This window comes from Azotobacter chroococcum, assembly GCF_004339665.1.
GTDB classification, from domain to species: domain Bacteria; phylum Pseudomonadota; class Gammaproteobacteria; order Pseudomonadales; family Pseudomonadaceae; genus Azotobacter; species Azotobacter chroococcum.
On record NZ_SMMU01000001.1, the window covers coordinates 360,728 to 374,273 of the forward strand.

11 protein-coding genes are annotated in these 13,546 nt (G+C 66.4%); 5 read left to right on the forward strand and 6 right to left on the reverse strand.

Annotated features, from left to right (window positions below; genetic code table 11):
- Positions 1-45: 45 nt before the first annotated feature.
- From EV691_RS01705 to ttcA, 5 genes are all read right to left on the reverse strand, one after another.
- The gene (locus tag EV691_RS01705; protein WP_131297802.1) at positions 46-663 is read right to left on the reverse strand and encodes a C40 family peptidase; all 618 of its coding nucleotides are present in this window, start codon (positions 661-663) and stop codon (positions 46-48) included.
- Positions 664-1,011: 348 nt separating this feature from the next.
- Positions 1,012-1,779, reverse strand: coding sequence for an NAD-dependent deacylase (locus EV691_RS01710; RefSeq protein WP_131297801.1), 768 nt, complete (start codon positions 1,777-1,779; stop codon positions 1,012-1,014).
- A 127-nt stretch (positions 1,780-1,906) separates the two neighbouring features.
- Positions 1,907-2,578, reverse strand: a complete 672-nt coding sequence (locus EV691_RS01715; protein WP_131297800.1) for a DNA-3-methyladenine glycosylase I — start codon at positions 2,576-2,578, stop codon at positions 1,907-1,909.
- A gap of 91 nt (positions 2,579-2,669) precedes the next feature.
- A complete protein-coding gene (locus tag EV691_RS01720; protein ID WP_131297799.1) occupies positions 2,670-3,749 on the reverse strand; it encodes a 3-deoxy-7-phosphoheptulonate synthase in 1,080 nt (359 codons plus the stop codon).
- A gap of 479 nt (positions 3,750-4,228) precedes the next feature.
- A complete protein-coding gene (ttcA, locus tag EV691_RS01730; protein WP_131297798.1) occupies positions 4,229-5,053 on the reverse strand; it encodes a tRNA 2-thiocytidine(32) synthetase TtcA in 825 nt (274 codons plus the stop codon).
- 284 nt (positions 5,054-5,337) lie between these two features.
- Between ttcA and EV691_RS01735 the strand changes: the two genes are divergently transcribed.
- The gene (locus tag EV691_RS01735) at positions 5,338-5,937 is read left to right on the forward strand and encodes a Yip1 family protein (RefSeq protein WP_131297797.1); all 600 of its coding nucleotides are present in this window, start codon (positions 5,338-5,340) and stop codon (positions 5,935-5,937) included.
- A 203-nt stretch (positions 5,938-6,140) separates the two neighbouring features.
- On the forward strand, positions 6,141-6,635 hold the full coding sequence (locus EV691_RS01740; protein WP_131297796.1) for a SprT family zinc-dependent metalloprotease: 495 nt from the start codon (positions 6,141-6,143) through the stop codon (positions 6,633-6,635).
- Here EV691_RS01740 and EV691_RS01745 read toward each other — a convergent pair.
- Positions 6,610-7,938: a dicarboxylate/amino acid:cation symporter gene (locus EV691_RS01745; protein WP_089168549.1), complete on the reverse strand. Its 1,329-nt coding sequence runs from the start codon at positions 7,936-7,938 to the stop codon at positions 6,610-6,612. The two genes, EV691_RS01740 and EV691_RS01745, sit on opposite strands and share 26 nt — an antisense overlap.
- Positions 7,939-8,241: 303 nt before the next feature.
- Between EV691_RS01745 and EV691_RS01750 the strand changes: the two genes are divergently transcribed.
- From EV691_RS01750 to EV691_RS01760, 3 genes are all read left to right on the forward strand, one after another.
- Positions 8,242-9,027, forward strand: a complete 786-nt coding sequence (locus tag EV691_RS01750) for a dienelactone hydrolase family protein (RefSeq protein WP_089168550.1) — start codon at positions 8,242-8,244, stop codon at positions 9,025-9,027.
- Positions 9,028-9,123: 96 nt separating this feature from the next.
- Complete coding sequence (locus tag EV691_RS01755; protein WP_131297795.1) at positions 9,124-9,849, forward strand: 4'-phosphopantetheinyl transferase family protein; 726 nt, start codon at positions 9,124-9,126, stop codon at positions 9,847-9,849.
- A gap of 657 nt (positions 9,850-10,506) precedes the next feature.
- Complete coding sequence (locus EV691_RS01760) at positions 10,507-13,389, forward strand: ribonucleoside-diphosphate reductase subunit alpha (RefSeq protein WP_131297794.1); 2,883 nt, start codon at positions 10,507-10,509, stop codon at positions 13,387-13,389.
- Positions 13,390-13,546: the final 157 nt, after the last annotated feature.

Genomic DNA, 13,546 nt, shown 5'->3' on the forward strand with positions numbered 1-13,546 from the left:
GCCCGATCACGTCGCCGGGATCGGGCCTTGTCGAAAGCGGAGGCTTCAGTCGTGCTGCGCAGCCAGCACCATGGGGCGACCGGCCGGCGCCTGCCTGTCGTTGGACGCCATCACCAGGGCCCGCTTGGCCTGCAGGTAGCTGGCATTCCAGTAGCCGTCGCTCAGGCTGTCCACCCGCACGCCGCCGCCACGCCGGCTGGCGGAATGCAGGAAACGGCCATTGCCGATGTAGACGCCGACGTGACTGACCTGGCCGCGGCCGCGGTTGTTGAAGAAGATCAGGTCGCCGGGGGCCAGCTCATTGCGGGCCACGCGGGGCGCGTCGAGGGAGATCATCTCGCGGGTCGAGCGTGGCAGCTTGATGCCCGCCTCTTCGCGGAACAGGTAGCCGATGAAGCCGCTGCAGTCGAAACCGGTGTCTTCCGAGTTGCCACCGTAGCGGTAGGGCGTGCCGAGCAGGCCGAAACCGCGTACCAGAATGCTGTCGGCCATGGCCGGCAGACGATAGCCGTCGTTCAGCGCGGCCAGATCCTTTTGGCTGGGCTCCTGGGTCAGGGATACCCGCTTGGGAGCGGAGAAGTCCTGCTGCGGAGCCTGCCCCGCGCAGCCGGTCAGGAGAACGGCGAGCGCCAGGGGCACGAGGGTTGCGAGACGATTCAGCATGGGCAAACGCTTATCTAAAGGTCTAATGGCCGGCGACTATGCCTGTGACGAGAACGATTTACAAATTCTCCCTGTGCGGATTGTGACAAAAGAGGCGTTTTCGGATGCCCGCCGCACAGGCAGTGTCGTATTCCCCACACAACTCCACGGCACCCGCCAAAACCAGCCGAGCCCAGGATCTGCGCGGGTTACAGCCTGGACTAGAGGCCTTCTAGAGGGGATTTCTGGAGCTGCCGGCGTGTGTTTTCCCTGCGACAACCCGTCGCAAAATCATTTCGCCATCACGCGTGCGCTTTCGCGCTCGTTCCGGCTGGCTTTCACAGGGGAGCAGCGATAAGCGTGCGGTACTCAGCCGCGGGCAAGACGCTCCAGCAGGGCCGGCAGGACCTGGGATGCCCGCCCCGGCAGATGGATGTCGACGATGTCGCTGAGATCGGTCCGCTGCGGGTTGATTTCCGCGGTGAAGCCACCGGACTGCCAGGTGCACAGGACCGGCTCGACGATATAGGGAAAGCTCGCCGTGGTGCCCACTGCCAGCACCACATCGAAGCCGCGGGCGAGCTGTTCGGCGAGGGTCTGGCAGGCGTGCGCGGGGAGCATTTCCTCGAACAGCACCACCGGCGGGCGGAGCACCCCGCCGCACTGCGCACAGCGCGGCGGCAGCGGCCGCTCCAGGTGCTCGCGCAACTCGTCGCTGCGCCTGCCGCAGTTCTGGCAATACAGCGGCGCCAGTTCGCCGTGGATCTCGATCAGCCGCTCCGGCGGCGAGCCGGCCGCACGGTGGTAGCCGTCGATGTTCTGGGTCAGCACCCAGCAGCCGGGCTTGCGCCGCTGCAGCTCGGCGATGGCCATGTGGCCGGCGTTGGGCCGGGCCGCCAGGCAGGCGCGGCCCAGCTCGGCGAGGTACTTCCAGCACAGCGCCGGGTCGCGCCGCAGCATGCCGGCGGACAGCGCCGCCTCGATCGGCAGGCCTTCCGCCGTGCAGCCGTTGTAGAGGCCGCCGAGGCCGCGATAGGTGGGCAGGCCGGAGTCGGCGGAAAGCCCCGCCCCGCTGATAACCAGGATGCGCTCGGCGCGCCGCAGCGCGCCGGCGATCCGCTCGATACCGTCTTCCATTCAGTCTCCTTCGGACGGAAGCGCTCCCTGACCGCCCTCGCCAACCAATCGATGCCCGGCTCAGTGAAGCCCAGGAAGCGCCGGAGGGAAAAGACCTTCGGTCGCCTTCCCTGGCGACCGGCCCCCTTCAGTGGTTCACGGTGTGGGCGAGCATCACCGACAGCTGGCACATCGGTCGGCCGCTTTCCGCCTGCCAGCGGTTGAAGGCGGCCTGCACCGCGGCCAGTTCCTTCTGACTGGTCGGCGCCTTGTCGACGATGCCCTGGGCCTTGAGCGCGGCGACCACGTCCTCGGTGGGGATGAAGGTGTCCTTGCCGACCATGCGCAGCAGGCGCGGCGCCGACAGGCCGCCGAGCTGGTTGCCGTGCTTGGCCAGGTACTTCCACAGGCCGACGATATCGGCGACCGGCCAGTCGGCGATCAGCGCACCGAAGCTGCCCTGCTCCTGCGCCACCTCCAGCACGAAGCGGGCATTGAGCGGCACGCTCCTGAGCTTGGCCAGGTGGCGGATCAGCCGCTCGTCGTGCATCAGCCGCTCCAGATGCTCGGCGCCCATCAGCACTACCTTGTGCGGATCGAAGCCGAAGAAGGCCGCCTCGAAGGCCGGCCATTTGGCGTCCACCAGGCTGTGCTTGAGGCCGGCGCGAAACACCCGCAGGGCGATCAGCGACAGATAGCGATCATCGGGCAGCGCGCGCAGCTCGTCGGCGCTCTTCGGTTGCGGCAACTGCGCCTCCAGCGCCGCCGGCGAGCCAAAGCGGTTGAGACAGTATCCGTGCAGCCATTGGTAGTCGCGCATCCTGTGAGTCCGGTCCGTGAAAAGCGGCCGCACAGGTTGCCCGCAGGCGGTGCCGCTCCGCAAGTGCGCAGTGACGCGGAGCGGCGGCGATTCAGCCGCGCAGGCGCCGGGCGGCGTCCAGCAGCAGCCCTTCGGTGGCGCTCCAGCCGAGGCAGCCGTCGGTGATCGAGACGCCGTAGCGCAGCGCGCCGGACAGCGGCTGGCAGCCGTCGAACAGATGGCTCTCCAGCATCACCCCGCGCAGGCTCGCATCGCCGGCCAGGCGCTGCTCGAGCACGCTGTCCAGCACGGCCGGCTGGCGCAGCGGGTCCTTGCCGCTGTTGGCGTGGCTGCAGTCGACCATGATCCGCGCCGTGATGCCCTGGCGCTCCAGCGCCTGGCGGGCGCCGGCGACGCTGGCCGCATCGTGGTTCGGCCCGCCGTGGCCGCCGCGCAGCACCAGATGGGTGTCCGGGTTGCCGCGGGTCTGCAGCAGGGCCGGATGGCCCAGCTCGTCGATGCCGAAATGCCGATGGGCATGGGCGGCCGAGCGCATGGCGTCGCAGGCGATGCCCAGGCTGCCGTCGGTGCCGTTCTTGAAGCCCACCGGCAGGTCTAGGCCGCTGACCATTTCGCGGTGGATCTGCGACTCGCTGGTGCGCGCGCCGATAGCCGCCCAGCCGAGCAGGTCGTCGAAGTAGCTGGCCGCCAGCGGCTGCAGCAGCTCGTTGGCCAGCGGCAGACCCAGCTCGAGAATGTCCAGCATCAGCCGGCGCGACAGGCGCAGGCCTTCGGCCATGTCGCCGCTGCCGTCCAGGTGCGGATCGTAGACCAGGCCTTTCCAGCCGACGGTGGTGCGCGGCTTCTCGACGTAGGCGCGCATCACCAGCAGCAGCCGGTCGTCGACTTGCGGCGCCAGCTCGGCCAGGCGCGCGGCGTAGTCCCGTGCGGATTCGGGGTCGTGCAGCGAACAGGGGCCGACCACTACCAGTAGGCGCGGGTCGCGGCCGTCGAGCACGGCGCGGATGGCGGCGCGGTCGGCCTGGACACGTGCGGCGAGCGCAGGACTCAGCGGCAGGCGCTGGCGCAGCACGGCGGGACTGGGCAACGGCTGGGCGCTGCGGCGGGCGGGAACGGACTCGGCGGTGGCGAGGGGGCTGGTGGCGAGCTGGGCGGAAACGGATGCATTCATGATCTGGCGGTCCTTGGCCGGCGCGGGCGATCCCGCGGCGGCACTAGTCGATTGTTCGTTCGGTCGTTCGTTCGAGAGCGGTCGGGACGGCGGCGAAGCGGCTAAATCGCCAGTCATGGCGGTAATGACGGCAAGTGCTGCGATAGCTGGTCATCGGCGATTCCTCGTTGTGCGGGCCTTTGGCGGCCGGAAAAACAAAACCCCCGGTCTGGTTGCCGACCGGGGGTTTGCGAAAACTTCTGGTGGCGACCCTGCTTGCTGGGGCGCCTGCGGGGTATCAGGCGCGCCTGTGGCTAAACCAATACCCGAAGTAATAACCGGCAGCCGCGACCTGCCGCGCACGACCCGGCGCAGTGCGCGCGGCACCGGCGTGGACGAGGGACGGAAGATCGAGGCTGAGCGGCATGCTGTTCTCCATGAGATGTCCGAACCTTACTCCAGCGGCCCGGTGGTTTTCAACCGGGCCGTCCGGATGAGTCTCACAGGCTCATCACATCGACGAAGCGCGGCGTGGCCTCGTCGTCGATGCGCAGGCCGGCGAAGTCGAACAGCTTGCGGTCGGCCAGCTGCGAGGGGTGCACGTTCTGCAGGGCACGGAACATGATCTCGGTGCGCCCCGGCGACTGGCGCTCCCACTCGCGCAGCATCTCCTTGACCACCTGGCGCTGCAGGTTCTCCTGGGAGCCGCAGAGGTTGCAGGGGATGATCGGGAATTCCTTCAGCCTGGCGTAGGCCTCGATGTCCGTCTCGCTGCAGTAGGCCAGCGGGCGGATCACCACGTTGCGGCCGTCGTCGGAGAGCAGCTTGGGCGGCATGGCCTTCAGGGTGCCGCCGTAGAACAGGTTGAGAAAGAAGGTCTCGACGATGTCGTCGCGATGATGGCCGAGCGCCATCTTGGTCGCACCGATCTGGTCGGCGAAGGTGTAGAGGGTGCCGCGGCGCAAACGCGAGCACAGCGAGCAGGTGGTCTTGCCTTCGGGGATCTTCTCCTTGACCACCGAGTAGGTGTCCTTCTCGATGATGTGGTACTCGACGCCGATGGACTTCAGGTAGGCCGGCAGCACGTCCTCGGGAAAGCCCGGCTGCTTCTGGTCCATGTTCACCGCGACGATCTCGAACTTGATCGGCGCCACCTTCTGCAGGTAGAGCAGCACGTCGAGCATGGTGTAGCTGTCCTTGCCGCCGGACAGGCAGACCATCACCTTGTCGCCCTCCTCGATCATGTTGAAGTCGGTGACTGCCTCGCCGGCCAGGCGGCGCAGGCGCTTCTGCAGCTTGTTCTGATTGACCGAAAGGGTGCCCATGGTGCTGTGAATCCGGAAGGTACGAAAGGCCGGGCATTTTACGCGCAAATGATGCGCAACGGGCTGCCGGCCCCCGACTTGGCGCGAGCTGCCGTCCCCGGGCTGTAATAATGTAGCGTTATCACCCTTTCCCCAAAGAGAGCAAATCACTCTAAAGCCGCGATCTGCGCGGTTTCCAGACGGCTTCTATACTCCGATTGCAAGGTCGCGAGGCCGCATCGGAACTTGGCGCAGACGCGGGGGCACTCTGGAGCGGCCGTTAAAAATAAAAGAGGAGAGTTGGCATGATCAACCATGTCTGGGGGCTGTTCACCCACCCCGATCAGGAGTGGCAGGAAATCCGTGGCGAAGAGGAAAGCATCAGGCACATGTATCTCACCCATGTCCTGTTCCTGGCGGCGATTCCCGCCGTCTCGGCCTTCATCGGCACGACCCAGGTCGGCTGGAGCGTGGCCGGCGGCGAGCCGGTCAGACTGACGGTGGCGAGCGCTCTGCAGATGAGCGTCATGACCTACCTGGCGATGCTCGCCGGGGTGGCGATGATGGGCGGCTTCATCCACTGGATGGCGCGCACCTACGATGCCAATCCGAGCCTGACGCAATGCATCGTGTTCGCCGCCTACAACGCGACGCCGATGTTCGTCGGCGGGCTCGCGGCGCTCTACCCCAACCTCTGGCTGGCCATGGTCGTCGGCACTGTGGCGGTCTGCTACACGACCTACCTGCTCTACGTCGGCCTGCCGACCTTCATGAACATCCCCCGCGAGGAAGGCTTCCTGTTCTCCAGCTCGGTGCTCGCCGTCGGCCTGGTGCTGCTGGTGGCGATGATCGGCATCTCGGTGATCCTCTGGGGCTTCGGCATGGGCCCGACCTATACCAGCTGAACGCAGCCGCCTTCATCCGCAACCGCGAGGCCGCCCCCAGGGGCGGCCTCGGTGTCTCTGCGCCGGGAAAAGACGGGGCGAGGCGCCCCGCCGCGAGCGTCCGCTGGGAGGGTTCCGGGGAACGGGACCGACGGACAGGCGCGAGACAGCCCTGACCGCCGTCCGGCTTTCGGCATAATGGCGCGAACAGGAGGTATCGCCCCATGCCCGAATTGATTCTTGCCCGTGTCGACGCCTGCTTCTGCCAGGCCGAGGTCTTCTTCGAACGCCGCTTCGCGCGCCCGCAGGTCAGCCTGCAGCTGCGCGGCCAGAAGGCGGGCGTGGCCTATCCGCGGGAAAACCTGCTGCGCTTCAATGCCCGGCTGTACGAGGAGAACCGCGAGGATTTCCTGCGCCAGACTGTAGCCCACGAAGTGGCGCACCTGGTGGCCTATCAGCTGTTCGGAATGGGGATCAGGCCCCATGGGGAGGAGTGGCAGCGGATCATGCAGGAGGTCTACGACTTGCCGGCCAAGCGCTGCCACGACTATGCCGTGCAGCGCCGCCGGGCGACCCACTACCTGTACCGCTGCCAGTGCCCGGACGGCGAGTTTCCCTTCACCGCGCAGCGCCATTCGCTGGTGCTGCGCGGTCGCCGGTATCTCTGCCGTCGCTGCCGGGCGGTGCTGGAGTTCAGCGGCGAGCGGCGTCTTCAGTGACCAGGACCGGCTCGGCGGCGGCCTCGACGGCAGCCTCCTTGCCCTGGCTGGCCAGCTCACGCTGCATCTGCTCGCTGTCCAGCTGACCGACCCACTTGGCCACCACCACGCTGGCCACACCGTTGCCGATCAGGTTGGTCAGCGCGCGGGCCTCGGACATGAAACGGTCGATGCCGAGGATCAGTGCCAGACCGGCCACCGGCACATGGCCGACCGCCGACAGGGTGGCCGCCAGCACGATGAAGCCGCTGCCGGTGACGCCCGCTGCGCCCTTGGAGGCGACCAGCAGCACCGCCAGCAGGGTCAGCTGCTGGGTCATGTCCATCGGCGTATCGGTGGCCTGGGCGATGAACACCGCGGCCATGGTCAGGTAGATCGAGGTGCCGTCGAGGTTGAAGGAATAGCCGGTCGGAATCACCAGGCCGACCACCGACTTGTGGCAACCGAGCTTCTCCATCTTCTTCAGCATGCGCGGCAGCACCGACTCGGAGGACGAGGTGCCGAGCACGATCAGCAGCTCCTCGCGGATGTAGCGGATGAAGCGCAGGATGTTGAAGCCGTTGGCGCGGGCAATACCACCGAGCACCACCAGGATGAAGAACACGCAGGTGATGTAGAAGCACAGCATCAGCTGGCCCAGCTGCACCAGCGAACCGACGCCGTACTTGCCGATGGTGAAGGCCATGGCGCCGAAGGCACCGATGGGCGCGACCTTCATGATCATGTTGATGATGCCGAACATCACGTGGGCGATGCGGTCGATGAACTCCAGCACCGGACGGCCGAAGTCGCCCATGCGCTGCAGGGCGAAGGCGAAGATCACCGAGAAGAACAGCACCTGCAGGATGTCGCCGTTGGCGAAGGCGCCAACCACGGTGCTGGGGATCACGTTGAGCAGGAAGCCGATGGTGCTCTGCTCGCCGCCGGCCTTGGCATAGGCCGCAATGCTGCTGGCGTCCAGGCTCGAAACATCGACATGCATGCCGACGCCCGGCTGCACGATGTTGATCACCACCAGGCCGATGACCAGGGCCACGGTGGAAACGATCTCGAAGTACAGCAGCGCGATGCCGCCGGTCTTGCCGACCGCCTTCATGTCCTGCATGCCGGCGATGCCGCTGACCACGGTGCAGAAGATGATGGGGGCGATGGCCATCTTGATCAGCTTGACGAAGCCGTCACCCAGCGGCTTCATCGCCTCCCCGGTTTCCGGATAGAAATGCCCCAGCGCGATGCCGACGGCGATGGCCACCAGCACCTGAACGTACAGACTCTTGTAGAAAGGTTGTTGTTGATTGGACATTGCAAGGTCCTCACAAGCGACGCCTGAACTCCTTCCTGGATACGGACGCCACCAGACTGGGTACCTCCCTCCTCCGGGGAGATTCTTGTATCCCCGCAGGCGGGGCTGTCCAATCTGTAAGGCAAGGCATATGCCAGCCCACCAAAACAAAAAATATTCCTTTAAAATCAAAAAATTACAGAACAAAAACCCGGCCACGCAGCCCTGATCGGGCGGATATCCGCCGGCCAGGAGGCGAGATTCCGCCAGCGGCCAGCTAGGATTAGCAGCCATCGCCAAGACCAACGAAAGGGAGACATTCGCATGCATCACTACCTGCCCGGCCTGCTTCTGCTGGCCTTCAGCACCGCCAGTCTGGCGGAGATCCAGACCCGCGAGCTGACCTACCGAAGCGCCGACGGCACTCCGCTGGTGGGCTATTACGCCTACGACGATGCCCTCGAAGGCCCACGCCCCGGCGTCATGGTCGTGCACGAATGGTGGGGGCTGAACGACTACGCCAAGCGCCGCGCCCGCGACCTCGCCGGCCTCGGCTACAGCGCCCTGGCCATCGACATGTACGGCCAGGGCAAGAACACCACCCACCCCGCCGACGCCCAGTCCTTCATGCAGGCCGCCACGGCCAACGCCGAGAACGCCAAGGGGCGTTTCCTCGCCGGCCTGGAACTGCTCAAGGCCCAGCCGCAGACCGACGGCCGGAAGATCGCCGCGATCGGCTACTGCTTCGGCGGCCGGGTGGTGCTGGACATGGCCCGCCAGGGCGTGCCGCTGGCCGGAGTGGTCAGCTTCCACGGCAGCCTCGCCACCACCACGCCGGCCACCCCCGGCAGCGTCAAGGCCCGCGTGCTGGTCGCCCACGGCGAGGCCGACAGCTTCGTCAGCGACCAGGACATCGCCAACTTCAAGCACGAGATGGAGCAGGCCGGCGCCGACTACCAGTTCAACCGCTACCCCGGCGCCAGGCACAGCTTCACCAACCCCGACGCCGCTGCCCACGCAAGCCACGGCCTCGACGTCGCCTACCAGAAGGAAGCCGACGAGCGCTCCTGGGCCGACATGCAGGCCTTCCTCAAACAAGTGTTCCAATGACATGGGAAGAACGATGGCGCCCACGCTCCCGCGTGGGCGCCCGAAAAGCGCCGCCTTCCCCTATCCGCCCGAGGCCGCCCACGGCAGAATGCCGCGATGACCTTCTCCAGCCCCCTGCCCCCCTGCCTGAGCGAGCCGAGCGAGCGCTGGCCGCTGCCCCTGGCGCTGTCCAATGCCACGCTCAACAGCGCCCGCTTCGACCCGGCCCTGCTGCAAGCGACCGACTTCGCGGCCTGCGGCATCGCGCCGGTCCGCGGCGTGGCCAAGCGCCAGGCCGAATACCTGGCTGGACGCCTCTGTGCGCGCCAGGCCCTGCTGCGGCTGACCGGCCTTCCCGGCGTGCCGGCGGTCGGCGAGGACCGCGCGCCGCAGTGGCCCGCCGGGGTGGTCGGCTCGATCACCCACGGTGACGGCTGGGCGGCCGCCCTGGTCGGGCAGGCGGACACCTGGCGCGGCCTGGGGCTGGACACCGAACTCCTGATCCCGGCCGAGCGCGCCGGGCGTCTGGCCGAACAGATCCTCACCCCCGCCGAGCTGCGCCGCCTGCCCGGCACGCCCGAGGAGCAGGCCTGGCTGACCAGCCTGACCTTCTCCCTCAAGGAAAGCCTGTTCAAGGCCCTCTACCCGCTGGTCCGCCAGCGCTTCTACTTCGAGCATGCCGAACTGCTCGACTGGAGCCCCGGCGGAGCGGCCCGCCTGCGCCTGCTCGAAGGCCTCGGCCCGGACTGGCCGGCCGGCAGCCTGCTCGAAGGCCAGTTCGTCTACGAGGGCGAGCGGCTGCTGACCCTGGTCGCCATTCCCGCCGAAAAGCCCGGGCGGTAGGCGTCAGCCTGCGGACGACTGTATCGCCCTCGTCGAACCGTTCAGCCCCTTGACGGAAAAATCAGAAACACAAGATGTTGGGTTTGTATATACCAGCCAAAATCCTCCGCCAGCCCGTCGAATTCATCCATGCCGGCGACAAGCGGCCCAAGCCAAGAGCGGTGCGGCCTGCGCCAAAATACCCTCCTGTCACCCACCAACGACCCACACTTTATCCACAGGTTACCCCCATCGCTTTGCCTTGCATCGCCTTCCGAAACGCACCATCTTGTATTACTATTCGCCGCCGCATCTATATGTAGAGGTATGGACCGGGAAACAGCCTGCTCGTAAGACCTCTGGAAACTCCGGTCAACAGACGTTTCCACCCGGTTTCCCATGTCACCGGAGTCACGCTCAGCCAGCCGCGAATGCGGCTGGAATTGTTTTCAGCGGCAGGAATCACACCGACCAGACGAACATGCCGCTAGCGACACCACCACTAGATATTGTGGTTTCGACTCTGGATTTTGGACTAGAGTCAAGTCGCGGCACTGCATTCGAAACACCAGGAGGACGCCCGCCGCAGCGATCCATCCGCCGCCCCGTTGCGGGCCTGCGGCGAAGATATCGCTGTCCCGGGCGTCCGAGCAGACACCCCTCACAATGGAGATCTTCATGCATACCGACGCCACTCGCGAGACCCAGTCGCCCGGCGCACCGCGGACCGCCGAGTCGACCCCTGACCTGGCCACCACCGCGCCCGGCCAGCTGCGGGTGATCAAGCGCAACGGCACCGTCGTTGCCTACACCGACGACAAGATCACCGTGGCCATCACCAAGGCGTTCCTCGCAGTGGAAGGCGGCACCGCCGCCGCCTCGTCGCGCATCCATGAAACCGTCGCGCGCCTGACCGAGCAGGTCAGCACCACCTTCAAGCGCCGCATGCCCTCCGGCGGCACCATCCACATCGAGGAGATCCAGGACCAGGTGGAACTGGCGCTGATGCGCGCCGGCGAGCACAAGGTCGCCCGCGACTACGTCATCTACCGCGAAGCCCGCACCCAGGAGCGCAAGCGCGCCGCCGCCGTCCAGGAAGTCGCCCAGCCGCACCCGAGCATCCGCGTCGCCCGCGCCGACGGCGTCCTCGTCCCGCTGGACATGGGTCGCCTGGACACCATCATCGGCGAGGCCTGCGAGGGCCTGGCCGAGGTCGATGGCGGGCTGATCCAGAAGGAAACCCTGAAGAACCTCTACGACGGCGTGGCCGAGAAGGACGTCAACACCGCCCTGGTGATGACCGCGCGGACCCTGGTCGAGCGCGAGCCGAACTACTCCTACGTCACCGCGCGCCTGTTGATGGACACCCTGCGCGCCGAAGCCCTGGGCTTTCTCGGCGTCGCCGAGTCCGCCACCCACCACGAGATGGCCGACCTCTACGCCAAGGCCCTGGCGGTGTACGTCGAGAAAGGCATCGAGTTCGAACTGCTCGACCCGAAACTGCAGGGCTACGACCTGGCCCGACTGGGCGCCGCGATCGATCACGAGCGCGACCAGCAGTTCACCTACCTTGGCCTGCAGACCCTCTACGACCGCTACTTCCTGCACAAGGGCGGCATCCGCTTCGAGCTGCCGCAGGTGTTCTTCATGCGCGTCGCCATGGGCCTGGCCATCGAGGAGCCGCAGAAGGAAGAACGCGCCATCGAGTTCTACAACCTGCTGTCGTCCTTCGACTACATGGCCTCCACGCCGACCCTGTTCAACGCCGGCACCCTGCGCCCGCAGCTGTCCTCCTGCTACCTGACCACCGTGCCGGACGACCTCTCCGGCATCTACAGCGCCATCCACGACAACGCCATGCTGTCCAAATTCGCCGGCGGCCTGGGCAACGACTGGACCCCGGTGCGCGCGCTCGGCTCCTACATCAAGGGCACCAACGGCAAGAGCCAGGGCGTCGTGCCCTTCCTCAAGGTGGTCAACGACACGGCCGTAGCGGTCAATCAAGGGGGTAAAAGGAAGGGCGCGGTCTGCTCCTACCTGGAGACCTGGCACTTGGACATCGAGGAGTTCCTCGAACTGCGCAAGAACACCGGCGACGACCGCCGCCGCACCCACGACATGAACACCGCCAACTGGATTCCCGACCTGTTCATGAAGCGGGTGTTCGAGGACGGCCAGTGGACCCTGTTCTCCCCGTCCGACGTGCCGGACCTGCACGACCTGACCGGCAAGGCCTTCGAGGAACGCTACGAGTACTACGAGGCGCTGACCCAGTACGGCAAGCTCAAGCTGTTCAAGACCGTCGCCGCCAAGGACCTGTGGCGCAAGATGCTCTCCATGCTGTTCGAGACCGGTCACCCCTGGCTGACCTTCAAGGACCCGTGCAACCTGCGCAGCCCGCAGCAGCACGTTGGTGTCGTGCACAGCTCCAACCTGTGCACCGAGATCACCCTCAACACCAACAAGGACGAGATCGCCGTCTGCAACCTGGGCTCGATCAACCTGGTCAACCACATCAATGACGGCAAGCTGGACACCGCCAAGCTCGCGCGCACCGTGAAGACCGCCGTGCGCATGCTGGATAACGTCATCGACATCAACTACTACTCGGTGCCGCAGGCGCAGAACGCCAACTTCAAGCACCGCCCGGTCGGCCTCGGCATCATGGGCTTCCAGGATGCGCTGTACCTGCAACACCTCCCCTACGGCTCGGAGGCGGCCATCGCCTTCGCCGACCAGTCGATGGAAGCCATCAGCTACTACGCCATCCAGGCCTCCTGCGACCTGGCCGAGGAGCGCGGCGCCTACTCCACCTTCGAGGGCTCGCTGTGGTCCCAGGGCATCCTGCCGCTGGACTCGCTGGACATCCTCGCCGAGCAGCGCGGCGCCAAGTACATCGCGGTCGACCGCAGCAGCACCCTGGACTGGGCGCCGCTGCGCGAGCGCGTGAAGAAGGGCATGCGCAACTCCAACATCATGGCCATCGCGCCGACCGCGACCATCTCCAACATCGTCGGCGTGTCGCAGTCGATCGAGCCGACCTACCAGAACCTCTACGTGAAGTCGAACCTCTCCGGCGAGTTCACCGTCATCAACCCCTACCTGGTCCACGACCTCAAGGCGCGCGACCTGTGGGACGGGGTGATGGTCAACGACCTCAAGTACTACGACGGTTCGGTGCAGCAGATCGAGCGCATCCCGCAGGACCTCAAGGACCTCTACGCCAGTGCCTTCGAGGTGGAGACCAAGTGGATCGTCGAGGCCGCCAGCCGCCGGCAGAAGTGGATCGACCAATCGCAGTCGCTGAACCTGTACATCGCCGGCGCCTCGGGCAAGAAGCTCGACGTGACCTATCGCATGGCCTGGTTCCGCGGCCTGAAGACCACCTACTACCTCCGCGCCCTGGCCGCCACCAGCGCCGAGAAATCGACCATCACCACCGGCAAGCTCAACGCCGTGTCCTCGGTGATCGACGAGAGCCTGTCCGCCGCCGAACCCAAGCCGGCGCCGGTGCCGCAGGCGTGCAGTATCGACAACCCCGACTGCGAAGCCTGTCAGTGAGTGGCTAATCCGCGGTCCCCAGAGCGGACCCCGCGTCGTTGCGCGGCGGTCCGGCCCCCATCACGTACTTCAGTACGCTCAGGGGCTCCGAACCGCCGCGCGCCTCGCGCTGCCTCGCTCTGGAAACCGCTCGCCCCGTAGGGGCCTGCTTTCCATG

Excerpts from the sequence above, each read along its gene's own strand:
- EV691_RS01705 (WP_131297802.1), bottom strand. The coding sequence starts at position 663 with ATGCTGAATCGTCTCGCAACCCTCGTGCCCCTGGCGCTCGCCGTTCTC.
- EV691_RS01710 (WP_131297801.1), bottom strand. The coding sequence starts at position 1,779 with ATGGAAGACGGTATCGAGCGGATCGCCGGCGCGCTGCGGCGCGCCGAG.
- EV691_RS01715 (WP_131297800.1), bottom strand. The coding sequence starts at position 2,578 with ATGCGCGACTACCAATGGCTGCACGGATACTGTCTCAACCGCTTTGGC.
- EV691_RS01720 (WP_131297799.1), bottom strand. The coding sequence starts at position 3,749 with ATGAATGCATCCGTTTCCGCCCAGCTCGCCACCAGCCCCCTCGCCACC.
- ttcA (WP_131297798.1), bottom strand. The coding sequence starts at position 5,053 with ATGGGCACCCTTTCGGTCAATCAGAACAAGCTGCAGAAGCGCCTGCGC.
- EV691_RS01735 (WP_131297797.1), top strand. The coding sequence starts at position 5,338 with ATGATCAACCATGTCTGGGGGCTGTTCACCCACCCCGATCAGGAGTGG.
- EV691_RS01740 (WP_131297796.1), top strand. The coding sequence starts at position 6,141 with ATGCCCGAATTGATTCTTGCCCGTGTCGACGCCTGCTTCTGCCAGGCC.
- EV691_RS01745 (WP_089168549.1), bottom strand. The coding sequence starts at position 7,938 with ATGTCCAATCAACAACAACCTTTCTACAAGAGTCTGTACGTTCAGGTG.
- EV691_RS01750 (WP_089168550.1), top strand. The coding sequence starts at position 8,242 with ATGCATCACTACCTGCCCGGCCTGCTTCTGCTGGCCTTCAGCACCGCC.
- EV691_RS01755 (WP_131297795.1), top strand. The coding sequence starts at position 9,124 with ATGACCTTCTCCAGCCCCCTGCCCCCCTGCCTGAGCGAGCCGAGCGAG.
- EV691_RS01760 (WP_131297794.1), top strand. The coding sequence starts at position 10,507 with ATGCATACCGACGCCACTCGCGAGACCCAGTCGCCCGGCGCACCGCGG.